Here is a 25,603-nt window from a genome sequence, read left to right on the forward strand (position 1 = left end):
AAAAGCCTGTCGTTATTTAACGTCAGGCTTTTTTATGCTTACGCGGGTCTGGGGTCAGACAGCGTGATCGGTCGTGTAAGCTGGCTTGTGTACGGCCGCTCATCCTAACGGCTACAGCGCCAGATAATGCCCGGCATAGTAAAGGATCCCCGCCGAAATAATCCCGGCAACAATATCATCTACCATAATGCCCATACCGCCCTGCACGTTGCGGTCAAACCAGCGTATCGGCCAGGGCTTCCACATATCCAGAATGCGGAAGATAATGAATCCTGCCAGCACCCACTGCCAGCTATTCACCGGAATCGCCATCAGCGTTATCCACATGCCGATAAATTCATCCCAGACGATGCTGCCGTGATCGTGCACGCCCATATCTTTCGCCGTGCGGTGGCAGAGATAAACACCAATACAGATACCGAACATCACTACCAGCGAGTAAATATCCGGCGGCAAAAAGGTCATCAAATACCAGAAGGGCAGCGCGGCAACCGAGCCAACCGTGCCAGGAACGTAGGGACTAAGCCCGCTACCGAAGCCCGTTGCCAGCAGATGCCAGGGGTTACTCATTTTCAAACGGCCTTTGGCCGCGTATTTATCTGCGATCAAAATGGTCAAATCCTTTCCAGTGACTCTCTACCGGTTTGCCATTTTGCAGCAGGACCAACCCTTCTGAGAGCGGCGCAATCTGTCCGATGCAGGTAACCGGAACGCCATAATGACTGAGAGCGACATCCAGCGCACCGCGATTTATCTCAGGCACGGTAAAGCAGAGTTCATAATCCTCTCCGCCGCCCAGCGCCCAGCTCAGGGCCTGCCCGGAGTCAATATTCTGCTTCATCACCTCCGACAGCGGTAGCGCATCCAGATTAAGCCGGGCGCCGCAGCCGCTGGCTTTCAGAATGTGCTGCACGTCGGAGATCAGGCCGTCAGAGAGATCGATGGCAGCGCTGGCAAGATTACGCAGCGCCTGCCCCTGCAGGATACGCGGCATCGGACGCAGATGACGCTTGATCAGCGCCTCATGGGCGACCGGGTCGCCAATCTTCACCCGGTGCTGGAGCAGCGCCAGACCCGCGGCGCTGTCGCCCAGCGTGCCGGTGACAAAAATCCAGTCGCCGGGCCGTGCGCCCGACCGTTTCAGCGCCCTGCCCTGCGGCACCAGGCCGTGAATGCCCAGCGTCAGACTCAGCGGTCCGCGCGTGGTATCGCCACCGATAAGCTGCATATTGTAGTAGTCCAGCAGCTCAAACAGGCTGTCGCTGAACGCTTTAAGCCAGGGTTCATTCACTTCCGGCAGCGTCAGCGCCAGCGTCAGCCAGGCGGGGTCAGCACCCATGGCAGCCAGATCGCTCAGATTAACCGCCAGGGCCTTGTAGCCCAGATCGGCAGGATGAATATCACGAAGGAAATGCACGCCTTCCACCAGCGTATCGGTGCTGATAGCCAGGGTTTGCTTTTCGGGGACGGTCAGTAATGCGCAGTCGTCGCCAATGCCTTTTTCCACATCGCGACGGGAGCTGGTCACACGATCAAAATAACCGGTGATAAGTTCGAATTCGCCACATGCCATACGCTGCGTTCCGGGGTTAAAAAAGAAGAAGGCCGGTAAACCGGCCTGGGAGGATTACTTCTTATTGGGGCGGATAGTGGGAGCGGCTTTATCCAGCACGCCGTTGACAAATTTGTGGCTGTCTTCGGCGCCAAATATTTTCGCCAGCTCGATCCCCTCGTTGATGGCCACCTTATAGGGGACGTCGGCGCGTTTGCTCAGCTCATATAATGAGATCCGCAAAATCGCTTTCTCAACCTGACCCAGCTCTTCCAGCTGACGAGACAGCCAGGGCTTCATCAGGCCATCGAGATACGCGCTGTTGGTCGCAACCCCGGTCAGCAGCTCGCGGAAATAGCTGATATCAACGTCCTTGACGTCTTGCTCCGCCAGAAACTGGTATTCGACATCAGAGATGTCGTTCTTAGACAACTGCCAGGAGTAAAGCGCCTGGACAGCACATTCACGGGCGCGGCGACGAGCAGCAGGTTTCACGAAATTCCCCTTTAAATCAGGCTTTGATGGCTTTCAATACGTTAATCATTTCAAGTGCGGTCAGGGCAGCTTCCGCCCCTTTGTTACCCGCTTTTGTTCCGGCGCGTTCGATGGCCTGCTCGATGTTTTCAGTCGTCAGCACGCCGAAAGCAACCGGAATATCACTGTTCATTGCCACACTGGCCAGGCCAGAGCTGGCTTCACCCGCGACGTATTCAAAGTGGGCAGTGCCACCGCGAATAACCGTTCCCAGGGCGACCACGGCATCATGCTTGCCGGCATTAGCCAGCGCGCGTGCGGTCATCGGCATTTCATAGGCGCCCGGCACCCAGACCACGGTGATGTTTTCATCTTTGACCTGGCCAATACGCTTCAGCGCATCGAGGGCACCGCTTAGCAGGCTGTCGTTGATAAAGTTGTTGAAACGCGCGATAACAATCGCCACGCGCGCGTCAGGAGTAGCAACAGCAGCTTCAATTACGTTCATAATCTTCCTTTAAGGGTTCTGTTGAGGCCCCGCAGGGGGGCGGATTCTATCACACTCTTCACCGGTCTGCTTCCGCTTTCGCGCAGACGGCGGGTCGCAGCATCAATAATGCTAATTAAGATGCAGTCGGCGTGAGCGTAAGACGTAAATCAGGCCCGACCTGACGAATATCGCTGAATGAAAACGCTGGCGCTTCAGCAAGATGTGCGATGACGGGCAAATGGCACAGACCACGGGCGGCATCGCCCAGCAGCCTGGGCGCAAGATAAATAATAAGCTCGTCAACCACGCCCGCGCTAAGCAGCGCGCCGGCAAGGCCCGCACCCGCTTCCACCCAGACGCTGTTGATCTGACGGCGGCCTAACAGCAGCAGTAACGAGACTAAATCCGTCTGGTGACGATGCAGCGGCAGGGTAAATTGCTCTACGTTCGCGGGCCAGCTCTGCGTATCAGCCTGCTCGCGCACCAGCCAGGTAGCACCGGGCTGATTAATCAGGCGGTGCTCGGGCGTGACGCGATTCTTACTGTCGACGATCACGCGTATCGGCTGCCGCAGATCCGTTTCCGGGAACAGCGCCTGACTCTCGCCGGACAGTTCGTCCCAGCGTACATTCAGGGAGGGATTATCCGCCAGCACCGTTGCACTGCTGCTGAGAATAGCGGAACTCTGCGCGCGCAGCCGCTGCACGTCGCGCCGGGCTTCCGGTGAGGTAATCCACTGGCTTTCGCCGTTGGCCATCGCCGTTCTGCCATCCACCGACGCGCCCATTTTAAGCTGCACCCAGGGAAAGCCGGTACGCATCCGTTTCAGAAATCCGCGGTTTAGCGCTTCCGCTTCCTGCATCATCAGCCCGTGGCTGACCTCAATACCTGCCTGTTTCAGCCTGTAAAGTCCGCGCCCCGCCACTTCCGGGTTAGGATCCTGCATCGCTACCACCACGCGGCTGACACCCGCGGCAATCAGTGCATCGCAGCAGGGCGGCGTTCGCCCATGATGGCTACAGGGTTCCAGGGTGACGTAAGCCGTCGCCCCGCGCGCTTTGTCACCCGCCATGCGTAACGCGTGGACTTCGGCGTGCGGCTCACCCGCACGGTAGTGATAGCCTTCCCCTACCACCTGGCCTGCACGTACGATAACGCAGCCCACGTTAGGATTGGGCGTCGTGGTGAAGCGTCCCCGGCGGCCCAGCTCCAGGGCGCGCGCCATATAGATTTCATCACGCATGAGTTAGTCCTGTAAGCGGGCAATCTCTTCGCCAAATTCGCGAATATCTTCGAAACTGCGATAAACCGAAGCAAAGCGAATGTAGGCCACTTTATCCAGCTTCTTCAGCTCATCCATGACCAGGTTACCGATCATTTTACTGGGCACCTCACGCTCACCGGTCGAGCGCAGCTGGCTTTTGATATGGCTGACGGCGTTTTCCACGTCATCGGAGTTAACCGGGCGTTTCTCCAGCGCTTTCATGATACCGCTGCTGAGCTTATCTTCATTAAACGGCTCGCGAATATCATTGCTTTTCACCACCCGCGGCATTACCAGCTCGGCCACCTCAAAGGTAGTAAACCGCTCATGACACACCAGGCATTGACGACGTCGACGCACTGAGGTTCCCTCCCCCACCAGGCGGGAGTCGATCACTTTGGTATCCACAGCAGAACAGAACGGGCAGTGCATGATGCTTCCTGATAGTCTGGAAATAGACATACAGTGTAGCGCGAAGTCAAAGTGAACAAAATAACGTACCGACCTTTTGACCGCGATTATCCCTTAGCCTTCAGGCCTCTTTCAGACCTCCCCTGAAAGCAGCTCCCGTTTTTCCCGCTATAATTATCCCCTGATGTGAAATAAATCATTCAGTGAGCAACAATTAACCGGAGGTTATATGGGACTTTTCAACTTTGTAAAAGAAGCGGGTGAAAAACTGTGGGATTCCGTTTCAGGCACCGGTGAGGACCAGAGTAAAAAGCTGCACGACTATATCAACAAACTGGGCCTGCCGGGCAGTGATAAGGTCGATGTGAAGGTTAATGATGGCAAAGCCAGCATCAGCGGTGACGCTATTTCGCAGGAACTGAAAGAGAAAATCCTCGTTGCAGCAGGTAACGTAGCGGGCATTACCGCAGTTGATGACAACGTGAAAGTCGCCGAGCCTGCCACAGAAGCGAAATTTTATACCGTTAAGTCAGGCGATACCCTGAGCGCCATCTCTAAACAGGTCTATGGCGACGCGAACAAGTACAACAAAATATTTGAAGCGAACAAGCCAATGCTCTCTCATCCGGACAAGATCTATCCCGGACAGACGCTGCGTATCCCTGAGTAAGCTGGCTGCAAGGAGCCCGGAACAGAATGGTAAAGGACAGAGTAAAAGCCCCTCTGCTGGTAACAGCAGCCCTGCTGTTAGCCGGCTGTGCCACCCCCGCGCAGCAGCCGCAGCTGAACAAATTGCACCATGAGGTGGGTAAGCTAAACAATCAGATGCAGCAGCTTACCGCACAGGCCTCGCTGTTGGAGCAGCAAAATAGCCTTAACGGCGGTGCCGCACAGGGTGCGTGGCTATTGCCATCCACCCACACGGTAGTGGTGTTGCAAAGTCAGGCGGGGGACCTTCGACTGTCGCTTGGTTCGCTACAAAGCGAAGCCGACGGCACGCGGGTGATGTTGCATATCCATGCGGTGTCAGACAAGCCGATTCCGGCGTTGAGCGCGCAGGTTGAATGGGGTGAAACAGATAACGCAACGGGTAAACCACTGGAGGCCAGCAGTCAGAGTCAGACCCTTCACCTGACGGACGCGCTGTTGCCGAGACGTGATGCAGCCGTTTCGCTAAGCCTGAAAAATGTGTCACCCGAGCAGTTAGGCTATGTGCGCATTCATGATATCCAGCTGGCTCCTACCGAACAGCTGGCAACACCCGCCAAATAATTCCGGGCAGCCTTCCACACCAGCCAAATAAAAAGCGCCGCATGAGCGGCGCTTCTGACGGTCAATCAACCCCACCTTAGCGTGGGGTTGTTTTTTTCAACTGCCGCTCAGACTTGAGAACGGCAATTCTCCCGCTTACGGCATGATTGAAGGTTGATCGGCACCCTCTTTCTCAACCTTCTGCTGTAGCATATGCTCACGCTTCATTCCCAGCTTCAGCGCCAGGGCCGAGGCAACATAGATTGAAGAGATGGTCCCGATGGACACGCCAATCAGCATGGTCAATGAGAAGCCTTCCAACAGCGCACCGCCAAAGATAAACAGCATCAGCACCACCATCAGCGTGGTCGCAGAGGTCATGATGGTACGGCTCAGCGTCTGCGTCAGCGAGACGTTGAAGATCTCGTAAGGCGTTCCGCGACGAATTTTGCGGAAGTTCTCACGAATACGGTCCGATACCACGATACTGTCGTTCAGCGAGTAGCCGATAACCGACATCAGCGACGCGATAATGGTCAAATCTATCTCAATATGGAACAGAGACAGCACGCCCATAGTAATGATCACGTCGTGCGCCAGCGCCAGTACGGCCCCTAACGCCAGTCGCCATTCGAAGCGAAAACCAACGTAGATAAGGATGGCGATCAGCGCCACCAGCAGCGCCATACCGCCGGTCTGCGCCAGATCGCTGCCCACGCTGGGACCGACGAACTCAATACGCTTCACGGTAGCCTGCTGCTGGCTGGCCTGATTAATGGTGGTGACCACCTTGTTACCCAGCTCCTGGCCCGCATTCCCCTCATGAGGAGAGAGACGGACCAGGACGTCACGGCTGCTGCCGAAGTTCTGGATTTGTGGGTCCACAAAGCCAGACTTCTCAAGCGCACCGCGGAGGCTGTCGAGATCGGCTGGTTTTTCCAGGGTAATTTCAATCACCGTACCACCGGTGAAATCCAGACCCCAGTTAAACCCTTTCACGCCCATTATTGCAAAAGAGGCGATCAGCAACAGGCCGGAAAGGGTAAAGGCCAGTTTATCCCAGCGCATAAAGTCATAGACTTTACGGCCGTAGTTCAGTTGTTCAACGCTATAGTCCTGTGCCACAACGCACTCCTCAGATAGACAGCTTGTTGATGCGTTTGCCGCCGTACAACAGGTTGACGATGGCGCGGGTACCGACAATGGCGGTAAACATAGACGTCACCACACCGATTGCCGTGGTGATAGCAAAGCCTTTAATCGAACCCGTACCGACCGCGTACAGGATAATCGCGGTGATCAGCGTCGTCACGTTGGCGTCGATAATACTGGAGAACGCACCGCTGTAGCCTTCATGAATCGCCTGCTGAACGGAACGACCGTTCTTCAGCTCTTCCTTAATACGCTCATTGATCAGTACGTTTGCATCCACCGCAACCGCCAGCGTCAGTACGATCCCGGCGATGCCCGGCATGGTAAGGGTAGCGCCCGGCAGCAGGGACATAATCCCCACGATCAGCACCAGGTTAGCGACCAGCGCCGTGGTCGCAATCACCCCGAATTTACGGTAGTAAACCACCATAAACACGATAGAGGCGATCAGGCCCCACAGGCAGGCTTCCAGACCCTGAGTGATGTTCTGCTGGCCCATGGTTGGACCGATAGTACGCTCTTCAACAATCTGAATAGGCGCAATCAGCGCACCCGCACGCAGCAGCAGCGAGAGCTGACGGGCTTCGTTAGGATTACTGATACCGGTAATACGGAAGCTGTTACCCAGTCGGGACTGGATATTCGCCACGTTAATAACCTCTTCCTGCTTCGCCAGAATCGCCCGACCGTTGGCATCTTTCTTACCGCTGTCTTTATACTCAACAAACAGCGTTGCCATCGGCTTACCGATATTATCCTTGGTGAAGTTGGACATGATGTTACCGCCCGCGCTATCCAGTGAAATGTTCACCTGCGCCTGGTTGTACTCATCCTGGCTGGACGTGGAATCGGTAATATGATCGCCGGTCAGAATCACACGCTTGAAGAGCGTTACCGGCTCGCCTTCACGGGTTTTTTTGACTTCAGAATCACCCGGTACGCGGCCATTCGCGGCGGCGGTAGGGTCAACAGAGGTGTTCACCAGGCGGAATTCCAGCGTCGCCGTCGCGCCCAGAATCTCTTTCGCCCGCGCCGTATCCTGAATACCCGGCAGCTCGACCACGATACGATCGGAGCCCTGACGCTGCACCAGCGGTTCGGCCACGCCGAGCTGGTTAACGCGGTTACGCAGGATGGTGATGTTTTGCTGTACGGCGTATTCGCGAGCCTCACGCAGACGATCGTCGGTCATGACCGCACGCAGCGCATTGCTGCCGCTGCTGTTGATCACCAGATCGCGATGGCGGCCAGAGAGATAGCTGACGGCATCATCACGCGCCGCAGCATCGCGGAAGCGAATTTCCAGACCGTAGTTATCCGTTTTGCGCACGTTGGTGTAGGGGATGTTTTTATCGCGAAGGTCGCTGCGGAGGTTATCAATATTTTGCTCCTGGAGCTTGCCCAGGGCGGTATCCATATCAACTTCCATCAGGAAGTGCACGCCACCGCGCAGATCCAGACCCAGCTTCATCGGTTCAGCAGCCAGCAGGGATAACCATTCAGGCGTCGCCGGTGCCAGGTTGAGCGCAACGACATAGTCTTCGCCCAGTACCTTGATCATCGCATCACGCGCGCGCAGCTGGGCATCACCGTTGGCAAAACGTGCCAGGATAGCGCCATTTTCCAGCGCGATGGATTTGCTCTGAATATTGTCTTGTTTTAGTACGTTCTGGATCTGGACCAGCGTTTGCTCACTGGCGGCGCTTCCGCGCGCACCAGTGACCTGAACAGCCGGATCCTCACCATAAAGGTTAGGAAGCGCATACAGCAGGCCGACGATAAGCACGACGACCAGCATGATGTACTTCCACAAAGGATAACGGTTTAACACGGCATTTCCCTTAGGGAAGACAAAAAATTAAAGCGCTTTCATCGTACCTTTCGGCAGGACGGCAGCCACGAAATCACGTTTAACCACTACTTCCGTGGTCTCGTTCAGCGCGATGGCCACGTAGCCCGTGTCAGCCACTTTGGTTACGCGACCTACCAGACCACCGGTGGTCAGCACTTCGTCACCTTTAGAGATGGAATCCATCAGCTTTTTATGTTCTTTCGCACGTTTCTGCTGCGGACGCAGGATCATGAAAAAGAAGATCAGGCCAAATACCACCAGCATAATCACCAGTGAATAAGGACTTGACTGAGACGGCGCGCCTGCGGCAGCCACTGCGTCAGATATGAACAAACTCATTTAATTTCCCTCTTTGTTTAATTATCAGACGTTCAACGGCGGAACCGCTTTACCCGTCAGTTCATAGAATTCGGTAACGAAGCGCTCTAATTTACCCTCTTCGATAGCCTGCCGCAAACCTGCCATCAGGCGCTGATAGTAGCGCAGGTTATGGATCGTATTCAGACGCGCGCCCAGGATTTCATTGCAGCGATCGAGATGATGCAGATAGGCGCGGCTGTAGTGACGACAGGTATAGCAATCACAGTCAGCATCGAGTGGCGAGACGTCATCTTTGTACTTCGCATTGCGGATTTTTACCACGCCGCGGGTCACAAAAAGATGTCCGTTACGGGCATTGCGGGTCGGCATCACGCAGTCAAACATATCGACCCCACGACGTACGCCCTCAACCAGATCTTCCGGCTTGCCCACGCCCATCAGATAGCGGGGTTTGTCCTCCGGGATCTGCGGGCAGACATGCTCCAGGATGCGGTGCATATCCTCTTTTGGCTCACCTACCGCCAGGCCGCCCACAGCGTAACCATCAAAGCCTATCTCCACCAGCCCTTTTACCGAGACATCTCGTAAATCTTCGTAAACCCCGCCCTGAATAATGCCAAAGAGCGCATTTTTATTACCCAGAGAATCAAAGCGGTCGCGGCTACGCTGGGCCCAGCGCAGGGACATCTCCATTGAGCGCTTAGCATAATCCCAGTCGGCAGGGTAAGGAGTACACTCGTCAAAAATCATCACCACGTCGGAGCCGAGATCGAACTGGATCTCCATTGATTTTTCCGGGTCGAGGAAAATCGCATCGCCGTTAATCGGGTTACGGAAATGCACGCCCGCTTCGGTAATTTTGCGGATGTCACCCAGGCTGAAGACCTGAAAACCGCCGGAGTCGGTAAGAATGGGGCCTTTCCACTGCATAAAATCGTGAAGATCGCCGTGCAGCTTCATGATCTCCTGGCCAGGGCGCAGCCATAAATGGAAGGTGTTGCCGAGAATAATCTGCGCACCGGTATCCTGCACTTCTTCCGGCGTCATGCCTTTTACCGTGCCATAGGTGCCCACCGGCATAAATGCAGGGGTTTCAACCACGCCGCGATCGAAGACCAGACGGCCACGGCGTGCGCGCCCGTCGGTAGTATCTAATTCAAACTTCACATTGCCTCCACCAGATATACAGTCTGATGATCAGTAAAAAGGAGCGCATTCTACCAACCCAGGCAGCTGCGATACAAGCGAGCGCGTTAACCGCCCACCTGTTCATCTGCGGCCTGCGGATTTTGGGTGATAAACATGGCGTCGCCGTAGCTAAAGAAACGGTACTGTTCAGCAACCGCCTGCTGATAGGCATGCAGGGTATTGCGGTAACCGGCAAAGGCGGAGACCAGCATAATCAGCGTTGATTCAGGCAGATGGAAGTTGGTTACCAGCGCGTCAATAACCTGGTAATGGTAGCCGGGATAGATAAAGATTTTCGTGTCATCGAAAAAGGGTGCAATCAGCTGGCCCTGTGCCGCCTTCGCCGCGCTCTCCAGAGAACGAACGGAGGTTGTGCCTACCGCGACCACGCGGTTACCCCGTGCCTTGCAGGCCAGTACCGCGTCCACCACCTCCTGCGGCACCTCGGCATATTCGGCATGCATGATGTGGTCTTCAATGCTCTCTACCCGCACCGGCTGGAAGGTGCCCGCGCCAACGTGCAGGGTCACAAAAGCGGTTTCAATACCTTTCTCACGCAGCGCATCCAGCAGCGGCTGGTCGAAATGCAACCCAGCGGTCGGCGCGGCTACCGCACCAGGACGCTCACTGTATACGGTCTGATAAAGCTCGCGGTCCGCGTCTTCATCCGGGCGATCAATATAAGGCGGCAGCGGCATATGCCCCACGGCGTTCAGGATGTCCATTACCGCACGCTCATCCTCAAAGCGCAGCTCAAACAGCGTATCGTGCCGTGCGACCATGGTGGCTTTGACGCTTTCGTCATCACCCAGCAGAAGTTCAGCGCCCGGTTTAGGTGCCTTAGAGGAGCGGACATGCGCCAGTACGCGATGGTCGTCAAGCATACGCTCGACCAGCACTTCAATTTTACCGCCGCTGGCTTTGCGACCAAAGACGCGCGCGGGGATCACCCGCGTATTGTTGAACACCAGCAGGTCGCCGGGGTTGAGCATATCCAGCAAATCGGTGAAGACCCCGTGCGTCAGCGTGCCGTCAGCCCCATTCAGGGTCAACAGACGACATCCGCTGCGCTGGGCCTGCGGATAGTGGGCAATCAGGGACTCGGGCAACTCAAAGGAAAAATCGGCAACGCGCATGGTCATTCACTGTCAGGGAAATCAGGGCGCACAGTCTAGCTGAAAACCGACCATTTCTAAACAGGGAGTGATTCGGGTGAGCGAACGCCGCAAACGCCGCTACAGCGTCAAGGGCGAAGGCAATAAACCGCCAAAGCCATTGGCGCTGTAGCAAGGCTGCAAGAGAGTGAATCCCGATGAGCTTACACAAGTAAGTGATTCGGGTGAGCGAACGCCGCAAACACCGCTACAGCGTCAAGGGCGAAGGCGGTATACTGTGGGGATGAACTATCTCGCTCATCTCCACCTCGCCACGCTGGCCGACAGCTCCCTGCTGGGTAATCTTATGGCTGACTATGTTCGCGGTAATCCGCGTAACGACTGGCCGGATGCCGTTGCTGAGGGTATTTTGCTGCACCGCCGGATTGATGCGATGACCGACGCTTTACCTGAGGTTCGCGCGGCAAAAGCATTTTTTCGTGATGAAACGCGCCGGGTGGCACCCATTACGCTTGATGTTATCTGGGATCACTTCTTATCCCTTAACTGGGGCCGGTTGCATCCCGACAGGCCGCTTAGCGAATTTTTAACCCTTGCTGAGGATGAAATTACGCCTCACCTGGCTGGGACGCCGGAACGCTTTCAGAGCCTTAACCGCTATCTGTGGCGCGAGCGCTGGATGGAGAGGTATGCCGATCCGGCCTGGCTTGAGAGAGTGCTGAACGGCATGGCCAGAAGCAGGCCCCGGCTGGCCACGCTGGCGCCGTCCTATTATGATTTCATTGATAACTATCAAACATTTAGCGACTATTTTTGGCAGTTATATCCGCGAATGATGGAACTTGCCTCGCAAAAAGCCCTCTGAATAATGAAAAGCGTTGCCCTTTTGCAGGAATAGACTACTGTGGTGGACTGCCTGAAGGAATAACACCTTTTGATAGCTTTAGCCTATCTCATTAATCGGCCTGTTGCGCTGGTTCACGCGCGGAAGCCACCTTTATACTGCGTCTAATTAACGTTAATTCACTCACTTTTACAGGAGTACATATGGTCCTGGTAACTCGTCAAGCCCCTGATTTTACTGCTGCTGCCGTGCTGGGCAACGGTGAAATCGTTGAAAACTTCAACTTCAAAAAACACACCGCTGGCAAGGCCACCGTGGTGTTCTTTTGGCCAATGGACTTCACTTTCGTGTGTCCTTCTGAACTGATTGCCTTCGACAAGCGTTACGAAGAGTTCCAGAAGCGCGGCGTGGAAGTTGTGGGCGTTTCTTTTGACTCCGAGTTCGTTCATAACGCCTGGCGTAAAACCCCAATTGATAAAGGCGGCATCGGCGAAGTGAAATATGCGATGGTTGCTGATATCAAACGCGAAGTACAGAAAGCGTTTGGTATTGAACACCCGGATGCTGGCGTTGCGCTGCGTGGTTCATTCCTGATCGACAAAGCCGGTGTGGTTCGCCACCAGGTTGTTAACGATCTGCCGCTGGGCCGCAACGTTGACGAAATGCTGCGTATGGTAGACGCGCTGCAGTTCCACGAAGAGCACGGTGAAGTGTGCCCGGCTCAGTGGGAAAAAGGCAAAGAAGGTATGGGCGCGTCTCCAGACGGCGTAGCTAAATACCTGTCCGCAAACGCAAATAACCTGTAATTCCCGCGTTTTGCAATGGCTCGCTTCGGCGGGCCTTTTTTTTTAGCTGTGCTGATACGGCAGCCCCTCAGCGGCCCGTCACCGGCATAAATCCTCCTCATTAATCGCCACCTTAACCAGCATCACTCCCCCTCATTAATCGCCGCCTTAACCAGCATCATCCCTCTCATTAATCGCCGCCTAAGCCAGCATCATCTTTCCCTTAAGCTCTGCTGATCCAGCGCTGGATGGCTTAACTCCGCTCATCTCACGTAATTCCATCGTGTTAAGGCCTTACACCTGGGGCCTTAAGGTTTCATTAGTGCTGCAATCAGGCTATTGTTTCGCAAACTGGAGCCAGTCTGCTCTTCCCCCAATGATGACAACGCACAGGGATCCGATGTTGGTGAAAACGCCCGTTCTGTCTGCGCTTATCAGCGCTATTCTGCCCGCCCTGTTCACGCTTAATGCCTGTGCGGAGAGCACGCAATACCAGCTGGAAAAAGTGGTTGAGGTCAGCCGCCACGGCGTGCGCCCACCTACCCCAGGTAACCGAAAGCAGATTGAAGCCATCACACAGCGTTCCTGGCCCGTATGGCAGACAGCCGACGGAGAGTTAACCGGGCACGGCTATACCGGGGCCTGGCTTAAGGGCCAGTTTGAAAGCCAGCGCTATCGCCAGCTCGGCCTGCTAAAGGCGGGCTGCCCGTCTGAAGATGAGGTTTATATCCGCGCCAGTACCCTACAGCGTACGCAGGCTACCGCCGCTGCGCTGTCATCGGCTGCTTTTCCCGGCTGCGGTGTGCCCGTCCATGCGCTGTCGGGCAGGGACCCTCTGTTTCAGTATCCCGAAGGCAATGCCAGCCCGGCAGAAAAGGAAATAGCGAAGCAAGAAGCACTTAAGGCAATCGGAGGCGACGTTAGCCGCGCGCAGCAGCGCCTGGAGCCACAGATCGCGGCCCTGAAGCGCGCCTTATGTCATCCGGGAAGCGCCTGCCCTGATTTCGATCGCCCCTGGTCGCTCCATGTCTGGTCGAACGGCCGCATAGGTATTACCGGTCTGGACAGCCTGGGCGCCATGGCGGAAACCCTTCGGCTGGCGTGGAGTGAAAATCTGCCTGTCGAGCGGGTGGCTTTTGGTCAGGTAAGCACCACCGCCGGGATCGCCAGACTTCTGCCACTGTTAAGCGCCAAATACACCTACAGCAACGATCTGCCTTATGCCGCGCGTCGCGGCGGATCGATACTGATGGGGCAGATAGCCGCTGCGCTGGATAATAATACGCAGCCTGATGGGCCACCGAATGTTCGCTGGCTGCTGTATGTGGCAAGCGATATTAATCTGGCGTATCTGCGCACGCTGCTTAATTTCAGCTGGCAGCAGGGTGAATATCCGCCTGGCAATATCCCGCCCGGCGGCAGCCTGGTCTTCGAACGCTGGCGTGATAGCCATCAGCAGCGTTATATCCGGGTGACCTTTCAGGCCCAGAGCCTCGATCAGCTACGCCAGCTCACGCCGCTCAGCCAGAGCAATCCGCTGCTTATCACCGAGTGGCAGTTCCCCGGCTGTAAAACTACTGCGGTGGGTACGCTCTGCCCTTACGATGCAGCCCTAACGCGCATAAAGCAGAATATCGATCCGGCGGTGATGGTCCCGGTGAGCTACCCGAAATCCTGATTGCCGATAATAGAATAGAGATGCGGGCGCTCACGCCTGCTCTTTATTAAGCTTTTGGCAGAGGCCAGCCAGAATAAACAGAAAAATCATCCCTTGATAGTAGCAAATGACTTACTCTGTTATTAAGCCTACACGGACTCGACCTCAACATTGATTTATTTACACAACCAGACAATAATCTACCCCATCGATCTGATTCAAACTTATTATGTATCTTCGCTATACTTCTCCTTGAAAAATACTTTTAATCTCGTCTGAATTCATTATAATTCCCGCACAGACATGTTAACCAGCACGAATGGATCGTGCTGCTGTCATAATTTTATGACCGAATGGTATTTTCAGTTACTGTCTGCTTTTTTTCATTAAGGATGATGTAATGAATAAATTAATGCTTAGCACTCTTATACTTGCCTCTGTTACCCTTTCCCCTCTGGTTTCTGCCGATCATCAGACTGTGACACTTGGCTACGCCCAAAGCAAAATCCAGAACGTTGGAGAAATTAAGGGCGTTAACCTGAAATACCGCTACGAGTGGGATACTCCGCTCAGTATTATTAGTTCATTTACCTATATGGGAAATGAATTTAATGAATCCTGGCTCGCTGTAAAAGACAGGATGAAAAGTCAAAACAAATTAACCTATTACTCTTTGGCCATCGGCCCGGCATACCGATTCAATAATTACATCAGTATCTATGGGCTGGCTGGCCTGAATTATAATAAGGCTGATTCCAAAACCCACTGGAGTAATTATGAGCATGATCGCTACAGAGATATGGGCTATATCAACAAATACAGCGGTAAGAAGACGTCGTTTATGTATAGCGCAGGCCTGCAGATAAACCCTGTACAAAACTGGACTATTGATGTGGCCTATGAAGGGTCAAGCTTCAATGATGATGTCAGGACGCGTTCGCTTAATGGCTTCAATATCGGCGCAGGCTATCGCTTCTGATAAAGGGTTTAACATCAGGCGTTAGGAATACCCCCCTGATAACGCCTGCTAAACCGCAATATCAAAAAGGGCTGGATAATCTGAATGGCCCTCCTTTGAAGGAGTGCGATTCATTTTATCCGGCCCTCTTCATAAGCTAAAAACTTACTGAACGTTGACTTTCTTCTTCACAAACAGCCAGCTCACCAGCAGCAGCGCGATCCAGCCTACTCCAACATACAGCGACACGCGCGTATCGGGAAAGTAGCCAATCAGCCCGATAATAAAGGCCAGCGACAGCACGCCTACCATCGCAGTGAACGTACCGCCAGGCATGGCAAACTTCAGCGCCCGCGCCTGCTCTTTGCTCAGCGTCCGGCGGAAGCCAATTTGAGCGAAGAGGATCATAATCCATACCCAGACGGTGGCGAACGTCGCCAGTGAAGCGATCACCAGAAACACCTTGCCCGGCATCAGATAGTTAAGATAGACCGCGATCAGCATAGCTAACATCATCACCAACACGGTTACCCAGGGGATGCCGCGCCGCGAAACCGTGGCGAACATTTTTGGCGCATGCCCCTGTTCAGCCATACCATGCAGCATACGGCCCACGCCGAATACATCACTGTTGATGGCCGACAGCGAAGCGGTGATCACCACAAAATTCAAAATAGCCGCAGCGGCAGCGATACCCATATGCTGGAAGGTCAGCACGAAGGGGCTGCCGTTAGTGCCGACCTGATTCCAGGGGAAGATCGACATAATCACGAACAGCGTACCCACGTAGAACACCAGAATACGCAGCGGGACGGTGTTTATCGCACGGGGAATAGAGGCTTCAGGATCTTTCGCTTCACCGGCGGTGATACCAATTATTTCTATCCCGCCATAGGCAAACATCACAATTTGCAACGACAGCACCATACCGATCACGCCGTGCGCAAAGAAGCCGCCGTTAGTCCATAAATTATGGATGCCAGTCGCCTGACCGCCGTTACCAATACCCCAGAAGATGATACCGATACCGGCGACGATCATGATGATAATGGTGGCAACCTTAAACAGCGACAGCCAGAACTCCACCTCGCCAAATACCTTTACGGTCGCCATATTGATGGCGCCAATAATCAGCACCACGCTCAGTACCCAGATCCAGTGCGGGACGTCCGGAAACCACACGCCCATATAGATGCCGAAGGCGGTCACGTCGGCAATAGCGACAATCAGGATTTCAAAGCAGTAGGTCCAGCCGGTAATATAGCCAGCCAGCGGCCCCAGATAGTCCTGCGCGTAACGTGAAAAAGAGCTGGCCTGTGGGTTATTCACCGACATCTCGCCCAACGCGCGCATAATAATATAGGCGATAGCCCCGCCGATGATGTAGGCGAGGATAACGCTCGGACCGGCCATTTTCATTGCATCAGCCGAGCCGTAAAAAAGCCCGGTACCAATTGCCGATCCCAGCGCCATAAAGCGAATATGTCGGGTACTCAGTCCCTTCTTGAGCGTATTTTTTGTCATTTCTCTACTTCCGATCCTGCTACATTTGCCTCCCCGACGCATTGACGACGGGGAAGACGGATGATCGATTACTGTTGCGGCACGTTAGCGGTTTGGCCACCGCGTACGCGGTCATAGATAGCGGCCACGACCAGCATAGCCAGTGAAGGCGGCAGCCATGCCAGCCCCTGCTCTGCCAGCGGAAGATGCTGGGCAAAAGCGGGCAGCATGGACGTCAGCTCACCGGCTTTCATGGCATCAATAATGCCGAACAGCAGGCTGATAAGCATCGTTGGCGCGATAATGCGGCTGCTTTTGTTCCACCAGCTCAGGGTAAAGCTCAGCAGGATCAGTACGATGCAGGGCGGATAGATACCGGTCAGCACGGGGACAGAGATGCGGATCAGATGGCTCAGGCCAAGGTTAGATACCAGCATGGAGAACAGGCCGAGAATAAATACCAGCTGACGATAGGTCAGCGGCAGATACTGCTCAAAGAACTCCGCGCAGGCGCAGGTCAGACCCACTGCCGTCACCATACAGGCAACGAAGATCAGCGCCGCCAGGAAGGTGCTTCCCATGCCGCCAAAGGTCTGCTGCACGTAGGCGTGAAGGATAGCTGCACCGTTAGCGCTTTGCTCAACCAGTCCCGCGCTGTTGGAACCCAGCTTGAACAGCGTCAGATAGACCAGCGTCAGGCCCACGCCGGCAATAAGACCGGCCATAACGGTATAGCGCGTCAGCAGCTTAGCTTCACTGACGCCGCGCGAGCGGGCCGCATTGACAATCACAATGCCGAACACCAGCGCACCGAGGGTATCCATGGTCAGATAGCCATTGACGAAGCCGGTGGAAAAGGCCGCCTGTTGGTAAGCGTCCGTCGCCGGTGCCACCCCCCCGGCAGGCCAGATCAGCGCTGCAATTCCCAGAATGGCAAGCGCCACAATTTTCAGCGGCGCGAGGACATGACCGACGGTATCGAGCAGCTTACCGGGATAGAGAGAAATACCGATAACCAGCGCAAAATAGATCAGGCTGTAGATAAAAAGCGGTAGCGGGCCGTCACCGGTCAGCGGGGCGATACCCACCTCGAAAGAGACCGTAGCGGTGCGCGGTGTGGCAAACAGCGGACCGACGGCCAGGTAGCACACGGTCGCCAGTACCAAACCGGCGGCTTTGCCAATCGGCGTGCTGAGTGCGTCGATGCCGCCGCCCACGCGCGCCAGCGCAATGACCGTAACCACCGGCAGGCCGACGGCGGTAATCAGAAAGCCTATTGCTGCGATCCAGACGTGTGCGCCCGACTGAATACCCACCATAGGTGGAAAAATAATATTACCTGCCCCCACAAACAGGGCAAAGGTCATAAAGCCCAGCGCGAGGATGTCTTTAGAAGATAATCGATTTGTCATAATCAGCGAAGCTGCCTGTACTGGTGTTAAGTGGAATCGTGATGTCAGAAATATCGCCCCGTGTGCGCTGAAAACACCGCCTTATCAAACCGATACAGGGAAATATATTGACCCAACGTCGCTCTGGCAGCGAATGTACGCTGATTTTGATTTTCTAACGGGGGATAATGTAAAAACGGCGCTAAGTAAACCGTTTATAGCGGAGAAAGGCAATACGGGATCGGGAATGCAGAGTGATATAGCGTAAAAAAAAGATTATCCAGTGAATCAGTTCAGTTTATCGGCTGGTTGCCTTACATGATTTGTATGATTTGCATGCAGCCCAGGGGGTTTTCCTGTATTACCGCCCTCTTCAATGCACAAAAGGCGCACCCGGGCGCGCCTTTATGACCCTTTGCGGTGTTTTACCAGACGTCTTTAGCGATATCGACCACCAGTCGCAGCTTTTCCCACTGTTGCGCTTCGCTCAGGCTGTTCCCCTCTTCCGTAGAGGCAAAGCCGCACTGCGGGCTGAGGCAAATCTGCTCGAGGCTGACGAACTGCGCGGCTTCCGCAATACGTTTTTTTACCGTTTGCGGATCTTCCAGCTCACCCGTTTTGGTGGTGATCAGCCCCAGCACTACCTGCTGCCTGCCCGGTTTGATAAAGCGCAGCGGTTCAAAGCCACCGGAGCGTTCGTTATCGTATTCCAGGAAGAACGCATCAACATTTACGCTGCCAAACAGAATTTCAGCCACGGGCTCGTAACCGCCTTCCGAAATCCAGGTCGATCGGAAGTTACCCCGGCAGACATGCAGGCCGATGGTGAGATCCTCAGGCTTGCCTTCGAGAGCCTTATTCAGCACCTGCGCATAAATGTGCGCCAGCTCTTCAGGGTCTTCGCCGCGCTCGCGGATTTGCGCCTTTTGGTCTTCGGAGCAGAGATACGCCCAGACGGTATCGTCCAGCTGCAGGTAGCGGCAGCCCGCGTTATAGAAAGCCTGAATCGCATCGCGATAGGTTTGCGCCAGATCGTCAAAATAGGCATTCAGATCGGGATAGACGGTGGCGTCTATCGCCTTACGGCCGCCGCGGAAGTGCAGCACGCTTGGGCTGGGAATGGTCATTTTCGCGATGGCATCGCCGCTGATGCTGTTCAGAAAGCGGAAATCTTCCAGCATAGGATGCTGACCAAAGCCCAGCTTGCCCGTGACGCGTACGCTGTGTGCTTTGGTCTGCACGCCGTTAAACTGAATACCCTGCTCTGATTCATAAAGCTCCACGCCCTCCAGGCCATCAAAGAAATCGAAGTGCCACCAGGCACGGCGGAATTCACCGTCGGTCACCACCTTCAGGCCGCTGGCGCGCTGATGTTCCACGACGTCACGGATGGCCTTATCTTCAGTACGACGCAGCTCTTCGGCGCTGATTTCACCGTTCTGGAACTGCTCACGTGCTTTTTTGATTGCGGTGGGACGCAGAAAACTGCCGACCACTTCGGCACGGTACTGAGCGGAATCTCTTTGCATGTTAGGTTACTCCTGGCCTGCGCGCAGGGCGCATAATTTACCGGTGAAATAGTTACAACGGGTTATTTTTAGACTTCTGGATGTCTATATGTCCAGACGCAAGAATGTCATGAGAAAGTTTCAGGCGCAAACGAGGAAAATTCATCACAGGTGAAAAAAATTCACGTTGGGGGTGGCCGGGGATAACCTTTACTTTGTGGCCAGCCCGGCAAGCCTTAGCGCTTCCAGACGCTGTGCGTCAGAAAGCGGCAGGTAGCCAGCCCGACTCACCTGCGCCTGTCCCTGCGGTGAAAGAATATGCCGCACAAAGGCGGCAGTCAGCGGTGCCAGCGGCTGGCTTGGCGCCTTATTGACGTAGATATAGAGCGGTCTGGCCCAGGGGTAGCGCCCACTGCGAATATTCTCTGCGTCAGGCGGGATCCAGTCATTCCCCTCACGGGCAATGGGCAGCGTTTTAACCCCACTGATATGGCTCCCCATGCTGGCATAGCCGATACCGTTCAGCGTGGCGGCAACGGCCTGCGCGACCGCCGCCGCACCAGGATACTCCCCGACATCATTGCGAAAATCGCCGTGGCAGAGCGCCTGCTGCTTGAAAAAACCCCAGGTTCCCGAGGCGGAGTTGCGGCCAAAACGCTGTAGCGCCCGCGTTCGCCAGCCGGGCTGGGTCAGCCCGAGATCACCCCACTGACGGATGATTGCAGTATCGCCACAGCGGCGGGTAATGGAAAAAATTGCATCGAGCTGGCGGGTATTTAGCCCGGCCAGCGGATTATCCTGATTCACCATCACCACCAGCGCATCCATGGCAACCGGCACGGCAAGGGGCGGATAGCCGTAGCGGGTTTCAAACAGCTGACGCTCTCCCTGCTGCATTGGGCGACTCATTGCCCCCAGCTGAGCCGCCCCGGCTGCCAGCGCGGTAGGCGCAGTTGAGGAACCGGCTGCCTGAATCTGCACGTTCACGCCGGGATACTGACGATTAAAACTCTCTCCCCACAGCGCCATCAAATTACCCAGCGTATCCGAACCTACACTGCTCAAATTACCCGCCAGCATTCCTTCGTTTGCCCGGGCCAGCAGGCTAAACAGTAGCAGCCCGGCAATAATCAGCTTTTTCATTATTGTTATCCGCATCAGTGATGAAGCGCATTCTGTGATGATTCAGCGCTGACAAGCAACTCCGTCGGCAGGACAAAACTGAAGCAGGTCTCTTCTCCCGGCTGGCTGCGTATTTCCAGACGGCTGTAATGATGACTCAGCGCATGTTTTACAATAGCCAGGCCCAGACCGCTGCCGCCGGTTTGTCGCGATCGGGCTTTATCCACCCGATAGAAGCGCTCCGTCAGGCGCGGAATATGCTCTGCCGCAATGCCCGGGCCGTTATCCTTCACCCTGAACTCAGCCCCTTTCGCAGTTTTCAGCCATGCAATGTCAATCCGTGTGCCGTCCGGCGTATGGTTTAGCGCATTGTAAACCAGATTAGAAAATGCGCTGTGCAGCTGCTCCTCATTACCGTAAACCCACAGATGAGGATCGGTGGAGAACTGCAACAGATGACGTCCCTGACTGAGCGTAGCGGCTTCCACCTCCAGCCGCCGCAGCATCGCGGGTATATCAACCTGCTCATCCCTTCCCTGGGTCGGTGCGGCTTCGATACGGGCCAGCGTCAGCAGCTGCTTCACCAGCCCATCCATACGGCGGGTTTGGTCCTGCATAGTCTGTAATGCTTTCTGCCGCCGCACGCCTTCCATCTCTGACGTTTCCATCATCTCCAGATAGCCCCCCAGCACCGTTAACGGCGTACGCAGTTCGTGACTGACGTTGGCAAAAAAGTTGCGCCGCGCGCCTTCAAGCTGGTGCATCTGCGTGACGTCCCGAGCCACCAGGAGCCACTGCCCTTCGCTGTAGGACATTACGCGGAATTCAAGGTGCCGCTGGCTGTTTAACACCAGCATCAGCGGGCGGGAAAATTCCCGCTGGCGCAGATAGCGGGTGAACTCAGGATAGCGCAGCAGGTTGAGGATATTTTGTCCGTTATCTTCGGGCCAGCGCAGACCGAGCATCTGCTGGGCGAGGCCGTTGCACCAGAAGATGCTGCCCTCTTCGGTGGTCAGCACCAGCGCATCAGGCAGTGATTCGGCGCCGCTGCGAAAGCGTTTGATCAGATGGCCGAGTTCGCGACGTCGACGGCGGTTTCGCGCCTGCATCTGGTAAATACCGTAAAAAAGGGGTTCCCAGCTGCCGCGCCCACCTGGCGGCGTCATGCTGCGGTCGATCCACAACCAGTGAGAAAGACGAAGGATGTTGGCAAAATGCCAGCCCAGCAGGGCCAGCACGGAGAGCAGCAGCAGCCACGGCAGATAGCCGATCAGCAGGCTGATAGCCAGCGCGGGCAGGCACGCCAGCAGCAGTTCAAGCAGTAATCTCTTCCAGGAGAGGCGTTCCAGCACGGTGGATACTCCGTTGCGAGATCAGTAGCGTGAGGAAAAACGGTAACCTGTGCCGCGCACCGTTTGCACCATGCGATCGTGCCCGGTAAGTTCGAGCGCTTTGCGCAGTCGGCGAATATGCACATCAACGGTACGATCTTCGACGTAAACGTTAGTGCCCCATACGTGATTAAGCAACTGTTCACGGCTGTAAACCCGCTCGGGATGGGTCATAAAGAAGTGCAGCAGCTTATATTCCGTCGGCCCCATTTCAACGGGCTGGGTATCGGACATCACCCGGTGGGATGAGGGATCCAGTGTCAGTCCCTGCATTTCGATCGCTTCTTCCACCGCCATCGGTGAAATACGGCGCATGACCGCTTTGATGCGGGCGATAAGCTCTTTCGGTGAGAATGGCTTGGTGATGTAGTCATCGGCTCCCACCTCAAGGCCCCGAACGCGATCTTCTTCTTCGCCGCGCGCCGTGAGCATCATGACCGGTATATGTCGGGTCATGGCTTCACGCTTCAAGTGCCGGATGAGCTGAATGCCCGATCCGCCGGGAAGCATCCAGTCCAGCAGTATGAGGTCGGGCCAGGGTTCAATGAGCAGGTTGATGGCGCTGTCATAGTCTTCTGCTTCAATCGGTTGGTAATCATTTTGTTCCAGAACGAAACAGAGCATTTCACGGATGGGGGCTTCATCTTCAACCACCAGAATGCGCTTAGCCATTATTACTCCTGCTGCGGTAACGGGATGTCATTGAGACTCGCGGCGTTATTATGCGTCACTTTTATGACATATTTATGAAAAAAGCCCCAGCCCCAGACGCAATTATGCTGCATGGGATGGATATCTGCGCCGCCGGTGGATAATCCCTGCGGGTGACGGGCTGCACTATTTGCTGTGTCGGTGGATAATCCCCGCGGTTACTGGTGGGTTGTGCTGGCTGCAATTTCTGCTGTGCCGGTGGATAATCCCAGCGGGTGCCGGGCGTCGCAGCTACAGGTTTTGCCTGGTGGACAGTTTCGACGTTTGCCGGTTGGTTGTGTCGGCTGCAATGTCGGCTTTGTCGGTGGATAATCCCTGCGGGTGACGGGCGTCCTCGCGCCACGCTTCGCATGGTGCCTTTGGCTCCGACTTCAGGCCGGACGGCCCGGTCGCGAGCGGGCATCCCTGCCCGCCGCTCCCTGAGTGCAGCATCCCTGCTGCCCTCGCCTGGCCTTCCGTCTTCGCCGCAGCGCTGCGGATTGCCCGTCACCCGCAGGGATTATCCACCTCTCAGGCTTCTGGGCCGCTTTAAGTAAACCCGTTTATCTGTCCGTAGGCTGCTGAGCTGCTTCCAGTAAAACCTTTTATCTGTCCGCGGGCTGCTGAGCTGCTCCGGTAAAACCGTTTATCTGTCCGCGGGCTGCTGAGCTGCTCCGGTAAAACCGTTTATCTGTCCGCAGATTTCATAGCCTATCCCCGTTAAGGTTTGCTCTCGGGCAGGATTCGGCTCACTTTTCGATTTAGTTTTTGGTGCCGCTATTTAGGTCATTTATCTGCATCACAAAAAAACCAGTCACAATAAACTGTGCACTCTCAGTCTTCTGATTTTCTTCATATCCCAACTATTTTGGTCATTGCATACTTCCTGCACGCATTCATATCTGGCGAAGAGTTTCCGGGAATCTCCGACACCGCCCTTACCCGCAGCCAGCACAATGCAATAAGCCGGCGGGTGGGGCCCGGTGACAGGCATTCCGCAGCGCTGAGCGCAGGGAGGAAGACCCGGATGGGCCAGCAGGGATGCTGGCACAAGGGCATGCCGGGACAGGGATGTCACGTCATGCCCGGTCCGAGAGGCCGACGAGCGGAGCGAAGGAACCGCGCCGAGCGCGGCGCGAGGACCGCCAGGCACCGGGCACCACCCGTAGGCGACGGCACTGAGCCTGTAGCGAGCCGGGCCACCCGTAGGCGACGGCACTGAGCCTCTGGCGCAAGGGGCACGTAACACAATGCATTACGCCCCTGACGCGGTAAATTACCGCTTTATCAACCGGGTTATCCCTTTCGGGCTGGGGTTTTGCCGCGCGACGTTTATAATCGGCGCATCGGGTTTGCTGACCAAAGGATTTTCATGCGCATTATTCATACCTCCGACTGGCATCTGGGACAGTTTTTCTATACGAAAAGCCGTGCGCCCGAACATCAGGCCTTCCTCGACTGGCTGCTGGTACAGGCCGTTGAACAGCAGGCTGATGCTATTATTGTCGCTGGCGATATCTTCGACACCGGATCGCCGCCGAGCTATGCGCGTGAACTCTACAACCGCTTCGTCGTGAAGCTGCAACAGGCGGGTTGCCAGCTGGTGGTGGTGGGGGGAAACCACGACTCCGTTGCCACCCTGAATGAGTCCCGCGAACTGCTCGCCTGCCTGAACACCACCGTTATCGCAGCAGCCAGCGATACCCCAGGTGAGCAGGTTCTGCTATTGAAAACCCGCGACGGCCAGCCAGGCGCCCTACTCTGCGCCATCCCTTTTTTACGCCCTCGTGATATCACCCTCAGCCAGGCCGGGCAGTCGGGCCATGAAAAACAGCACTCTCTGCTGGAGGCCATCACTCAGCACTATCAGCAGTGCTGGCAAGAGGCGCGGGCACAGCGCGAAGCCCTTGGCCTGTCGCTGCCGATTATTGCCACCGGACACCTCACGACCGTCGGCGTGACTAAAAGCGACGCGGTACGCGACATCTATATTGGATCGCTGGATGCGTTTCCAGCGCAGGCTTTCCCCCCCGCTGACTATATCGCGCTGGGCCATATCCACCGTGCACAACGCATCGCTAACACCGAACACATTCGCTATAGCGGCTCACCTATCCCTCTCAGTTTTGATGAGCTGGGTAAGGAAAAAAGCGTCTTTATCGTCGATTTCGCCGACGGGAAACTGAGCCGCGTTGAACCGCTGACCATCCCGCTGTTTCAACCTATGCAGATGATCAAAGGCACGCTGGAAGAGATTGAGCACCAGCTGGCAGCAATTGAACCTCGCGAGGATGGCAAAAAGGTGTGGCTGGATATCGAGATTGTTACCCAGGACTGGCTGAATGACCTGCAGCGCCGTATCCAGGCGCTAACCGAACAGCTGCCGGTTGACGTCGTGCTGCTTCGCCGCAGCCGCGAGCAGCGCGAGCAGACCCTCGCCCGCCAGGATAACGAAACGCTCAGCGAACTCAGCGTGCAGGAGGTTTTCGCCCGCCGACTGGCGTCAGAGGAAGGGAGAGACCCCGGGCAGCTGGCCCGCGCCAGCCTGTTGTTTAGCCAGACGCTGGCAGAAATGGAAAATGAGGAGCCTTCATGAAAACTCTGAGGCTGGCTGAACTCCGTCACCAGGAACCGTCATGAAAACGATAGCGCTGGCCAAAAATAAGTCACCGGGAATCGCTATG

At 55.5% G+C, this 25,603-nt stretch carries 25 protein-coding genes; 7 read left to right on the top strand and 18 right to left on the bottom strand.

Going from position 1 to position 25,603, the window contains the following annotated elements; all coding sequences use genetic code 11:
- Positions 1 to 111 precede the first annotated feature (111 nt).
- The 6 genes from pgpA to nrdR all read right to left on the bottom strand — a co-directional run bounded on the left by pgpA (position 112) and on the right by nrdR (position 4,212).
- Positions 112 to 570, bottom strand: coding sequence for a phosphatidylglycerophosphatase A (pgpA, locus tag AC4PCC_RS15745; RefSeq protein ID WP_492127542.1), 459 nt, complete (start codon positions 568 to 570; stop codon positions 112 to 114).
- Between the two features lie 25 nt (positions 571 to 595).
- Positions 596 to 1,573 (bottom strand): thiamine-phosphate kinase, encoded by a 978-nt coding sequence (gene thiL / locus AC4PCC_RS15750; RefSeq protein WP_492125137.1) that lies wholly within the window; start codon positions 1,571 to 1,573, stop codon positions 596 to 598.
- A 54-nt stretch (positions 1,574 to 1,627) separates the two neighbouring features.
- Positions 1,628 to 2,047, bottom strand: a complete 420-nt coding sequence (gene nusB / locus AC4PCC_RS15755; protein WP_067705217.1) for a transcription antitermination factor NusB — start codon at positions 2,045 to 2,047, stop codon at positions 1,628 to 1,630.
- A gap of 16 nt (positions 2,048 to 2,063) precedes the next feature.
- On the bottom strand, positions 2,064 to 2,534 hold the full coding sequence (ribH, locus tag AC4PCC_RS15760; protein WP_067705215.1) for a 6,7-dimethyl-8-ribityllumazine synthase: 471 nt from the start codon (positions 2,532 to 2,534) through the stop codon (positions 2,064 to 2,066).
- A gap of 115 nt (positions 2,535 to 2,649) precedes the next feature.
- Positions 2,650 to 3,759, bottom strand: a complete 1,110-nt coding sequence (ribD, locus tag AC4PCC_RS15765) for a bifunctional diaminohydroxyphosphoribosylaminopyrimidine deaminase/5-amino-6-(5-phosphoribosylamino)uracil reductase RibD (RefSeq protein WP_492125138.1) — start codon at positions 3,757 to 3,759, stop codon at positions 2,650 to 2,652.
- A 3-nt stretch (positions 3,760 to 3,762) separates the two neighbouring features.
- Complete coding sequence (nrdR, locus tag AC4PCC_RS15770) at positions 3,763 to 4,212, bottom strand: transcriptional regulator NrdR (protein ID WP_067705210.1); 450 nt, start codon at positions 4,210 to 4,212, stop codon at positions 3,763 to 3,765.
- A gap of 208 nt (positions 4,213 to 4,420) precedes the next feature.
- Between nrdR and lysM the strand changes: the two genes are divergently transcribed.
- Both lysM and AC4PCC_RS15780 read left to right on the top strand, forming a co-directional pair.
- Positions 4,421 to 4,861: a peptidoglycan-binding protein LysM gene (gene lysM, locus AC4PCC_RS15775; protein ID WP_345830927.1), complete on the top strand. Its 441-nt coding sequence runs from the start codon at positions 4,421 to 4,423 to the stop codon at positions 4,859 to 4,861.
- A 26-nt stretch (positions 4,862 to 4,887) separates the two neighbouring features.
- On the top strand, positions 4,888 to 5,463 hold the full coding sequence (locus AC4PCC_RS15780; RefSeq protein ID WP_492125139.1) for a DUF3251 domain-containing protein: 576 nt from the start codon (positions 4,888 to 4,890) through the stop codon (positions 5,461 to 5,463).
- 135 nt (positions 5,464 to 5,598) lie between these two features.
- On the opposite strand, the gene secF is transcribed toward AC4PCC_RS15780, so the two are convergent.
- The 5 genes from secF to queA form a co-directional block, all read right to left on the bottom strand.
- On the bottom strand, positions 5,599 to 6,567 hold the full coding sequence (gene secF, locus AC4PCC_RS15785) for a protein translocase subunit SecF (RefSeq protein WP_067705203.1): 969 nt from the start codon (positions 6,565 to 6,567) through the stop codon (positions 5,599 to 5,601).
- Between the two features lie 10 nt (positions 6,568 to 6,577).
- Positions 6,578 to 8,425: a protein translocase subunit SecD gene (gene secD, locus AC4PCC_RS15790; protein WP_492125140.1), complete on the bottom strand. Its 1,848-nt coding sequence runs from the start codon at positions 8,423 to 8,425 to the stop codon at positions 6,578 to 6,580.
- A 27-nt stretch (positions 8,426 to 8,452) separates the two neighbouring features.
- Positions 8,453 to 8,785: a preprotein translocase subunit YajC gene (yajC, locus tag AC4PCC_RS15795; protein ID WP_067705199.1), complete on the bottom strand. Its 333-nt coding sequence runs from the start codon at positions 8,783 to 8,785 to the stop codon at positions 8,453 to 8,455.
- 24 nt (positions 8,786 to 8,809) lie between these two features.
- Positions 8,810 to 9,934, bottom strand: a complete 1,125-nt coding sequence (gene tgt, locus AC4PCC_RS15800; RefSeq protein ID WP_067705197.1) for a tRNA guanosine(34) transglycosylase Tgt — start codon at positions 9,932 to 9,934, stop codon at positions 8,810 to 8,812.
- An 86-nt stretch (positions 9,935 to 10,020) separates the two neighbouring features.
- Positions 10,021 to 11,091, bottom strand: a complete 1,071-nt coding sequence (gene queA / locus AC4PCC_RS15805; protein ID WP_492127543.1) for a tRNA preQ1(34) S-adenosylmethionine ribosyltransferase-isomerase QueA — start codon at positions 11,089 to 11,091, stop codon at positions 10,021 to 10,023.
- 262 nt (positions 11,092 to 11,353) lie between these two features.
- Between queA and AC4PCC_RS15810 the strand changes: the two genes are divergently transcribed.
- From AC4PCC_RS15810 to AC4PCC_RS15825, 4 genes are all read left to right on the top strand, one after another.
- On the top strand, positions 11,354 to 11,935 hold the full coding sequence (locus AC4PCC_RS15810; RefSeq protein ID WP_492125141.1) for an ACP phosphodiesterase: 582 nt from the start codon (positions 11,354 to 11,356) through the stop codon (positions 11,933 to 11,935).
- 182 nt (positions 11,936 to 12,117) lie between these two features.
- Positions 12,118 to 12,720: a peroxiredoxin C gene (locus AC4PCC_RS15815; protein ID WP_067705193.1), complete on the top strand. Its 603-nt coding sequence runs from the start codon at positions 12,118 to 12,120 to the stop codon at positions 12,718 to 12,720.
- Positions 12,721 to 13,099: 379 nt separating this feature from the next.
- On the top strand, positions 13,100 to 14,377 hold the full coding sequence (locus tag AC4PCC_RS15820) for a histidine-type phosphatase (protein WP_492125142.1): 1,278 nt from the start codon (positions 13,100 to 13,102) through the stop codon (positions 14,375 to 14,377).
- A 379-nt stretch (positions 14,378 to 14,756) separates the two neighbouring features.
- Positions 14,757 to 15,335 (top strand): Ail/Lom family outer membrane beta-barrel protein, encoded by a 579-nt coding sequence (locus AC4PCC_RS15825; RefSeq protein WP_492125143.1) that lies wholly within the window; start codon positions 14,757 to 14,759, stop codon positions 15,333 to 15,335.
- A gap of 144 nt (positions 15,336 to 15,479) precedes the next feature.
- On the opposite strand, the gene proY is transcribed toward AC4PCC_RS15825, so the two are convergent.
- From proY to AC4PCC_RS15860, 7 genes are all read right to left on the bottom strand, one after another.
- Positions 15,480 to 16,838 carry a proline-specific permease ProY gene (gene proY / locus AC4PCC_RS15830; protein ID WP_492125144.1) on the bottom strand — a complete coding sequence of 453 codons (1,359 nt, stop codon included), beginning with the start codon at positions 16,836 to 16,838 and terminating at the stop codon, positions 15,480 to 15,482.
- Positions 16,839 to 16,906: 68 nt separating this feature from the next.
- A complete protein-coding gene (gene brnQ / locus AC4PCC_RS15835) occupies positions 16,907 to 18,229 on the bottom strand; it encodes a branched-chain amino acid transport system II carrier protein (protein WP_492125145.1) in 1,323 nt (440 codons plus the stop codon).
- 404 nt (positions 18,230 to 18,633) lie between these two features.
- Positions 18,634 to 19,737 (bottom strand): cobalamin-independent methionine synthase II family protein, encoded by a 1,104-nt coding sequence (locus AC4PCC_RS15840; protein WP_492125146.1) that lies wholly within the window; start codon positions 19,735 to 19,737, stop codon positions 18,634 to 18,636.
- Between the two features lie 189 nt (positions 19,738 to 19,926).
- On the bottom strand, positions 19,927 to 20,859 hold the full coding sequence (locus AC4PCC_RS15845) for a PstS family phosphate ABC transporter substrate-binding protein (RefSeq protein ID WP_492125147.1): 933 nt from the start codon (positions 20,857 to 20,859) through the stop codon (positions 19,927 to 19,929).
- A 14-nt stretch (positions 20,860 to 20,873) separates the two neighbouring features.
- On the bottom strand, positions 20,874 to 22,190 hold the full coding sequence (gene phoR, locus AC4PCC_RS15850) for a phosphate regulon sensor histidine kinase PhoR (RefSeq protein WP_492125148.1): 1,317 nt from the start codon (positions 22,188 to 22,190) through the stop codon (positions 20,874 to 20,876).
- 21 nt (positions 22,191 to 22,211) lie between these two features.
- Positions 22,212 to 22,901, bottom strand: a complete 690-nt coding sequence (gene phoB, locus AC4PCC_RS15855; RefSeq protein WP_492125149.1) for a phosphate response regulator transcription factor PhoB — start codon at positions 22,899 to 22,901, stop codon at positions 22,212 to 22,214.
- 270 nt (positions 22,902 to 23,171) lie between these two features.
- Positions 23,172 to 23,372: a hypothetical protein gene (locus tag AC4PCC_RS15860; RefSeq protein ID WP_492125150.1), complete on the bottom strand. Its 201-nt coding sequence runs from the start codon at positions 23,370 to 23,372 to the stop codon at positions 23,172 to 23,174.
- A gap of 919 nt (positions 23,373 to 24,291) precedes the next feature.
- Between AC4PCC_RS15860 and sbcD the strand changes: the two genes are divergently transcribed.
- Entirely contained in the window at positions 24,292 to 25,515 is a 1,224-nt protein-coding gene (gene sbcD / locus AC4PCC_RS15865; protein WP_492125151.1) for an exonuclease subunit SbcD, read from the top strand.
- Positions 25,516 to 25,603: the final 88 nt, after the last annotated feature.

The organism is Erwinia sp. L03-1 (assembly GCF_058686115.1).

Bases quoted from the DNA above. Each gene is read 5' to 3' on its own strand.
- pgpA (WP_492127542.1), bottom strand. From the start codon at position 570: ATGAGTAACCCCTGGCATCTGCTGGCAACGGGCTTCGGTAGCGGGCTT.
- thiL (WP_492125137.1), bottom strand. From the start codon at position 1,573: ATGGCATGTGGCGAATTCGAACTTATCACCGGTTATTTTGATCGTGTG.
- ribH (WP_067705215.1), bottom strand. From the start codon at position 2,534: ATGAACGTAATTGAAGCTGCTGTTGCTACTCCTGACGCGCGCGTGGCG.
- ribD (WP_492125138.1), bottom strand. From the start codon at position 3,759: ATGCGTGATGAAATCTATATGGCGCGCGCCCTGGAGCTGGGCCGCCGG.
- nrdR (WP_067705210.1), bottom strand. From the start codon at position 4,212: ATGCACTGCCCGTTCTGTTCTGCTGTGGATACCAAAGTGATCGACTCC.
- lysM (WP_345830927.1), top strand. From the start codon at position 4,421: ATGGGACTTTTCAACTTTGTAAAAGAAGCGGGTGAAAAACTGTGGGAT.
- AC4PCC_RS15780 (WP_492125139.1), top strand. From the start codon at position 4,888: ATGGTAAAGGACAGAGTAAAAGCCCCTCTGCTGGTAACAGCAGCCCTG.
- yajC (WP_067705199.1), bottom strand. From the start codon at position 8,785: ATGAGTTTGTTCATATCTGACGCAGTGGCTGCCGCAGGCGCGCCGTCT.
- queA (WP_492127543.1), bottom strand. From the start codon at position 11,091: ATGCGCGTTGCCGATTTTTCCTTTGAGTTGCCCGAGTCCCTGATTGCC.
- AC4PCC_RS15810 (WP_492125141.1), top strand. From the start codon at position 11,354: ATGAACTATCTCGCTCATCTCCACCTCGCCACGCTGGCCGACAGCTCC.
- AC4PCC_RS15815 (WP_067705193.1), top strand. From the start codon at position 12,118: ATGGTCCTGGTAACTCGTCAAGCCCCTGATTTTACTGCTGCTGCCGTG.
- AC4PCC_RS15820 (WP_492125142.1), top strand. From the start codon at position 13,100: ATGTTGGTGAAAACGCCCGTTCTGTCTGCGCTTATCAGCGCTATTCTG.
- AC4PCC_RS15825 (WP_492125143.1), top strand. From the start codon at position 14,757: ATGAATAAATTAATGCTTAGCACTCTTATACTTGCCTCTGTTACCCTT.
- proY (WP_492125144.1), bottom strand. From the start codon at position 16,838: ATGACAAAAAATACGCTCAAGAAGGGACTGAGTACCCGACATATTCGC.
- brnQ (WP_492125145.1), bottom strand. From the start codon at position 18,229: ATGACAAATCGATTATCTTCTAAAGACATCCTCGCGCTGGGCTTTATG.
- AC4PCC_RS15840 (WP_492125146.1), bottom strand. From the start codon at position 19,737: ATGCAAAGAGATTCCGCTCAGTACCGTGCCGAAGTGGTCGGCAGTTTT.
- AC4PCC_RS15845 (WP_492125147.1), bottom strand. From the start codon at position 20,859: ATGAAAAAGCTGATTATTGCCGGGCTGCTACTGTTTAGCCTGCTGGCC.
- phoB (WP_492125149.1), bottom strand. From the start codon at position 22,901: ATGGCTAAGCGCATTCTGGTGGTTGAAGATGAAGCCCCCATCCGTGAA.
- AC4PCC_RS15860 (WP_492125150.1), bottom strand. From the start codon at position 23,372: ATGCTGCACTCAGGGAGCGGCGGGCAGGGATGCCCGCTCGCGACCGGG.
- sbcD (WP_492125151.1), top strand. From the start codon at position 24,292: ATGCGCATTATTCATACCTCCGACTGGCATCTGGGACAGTTTTTCTAT.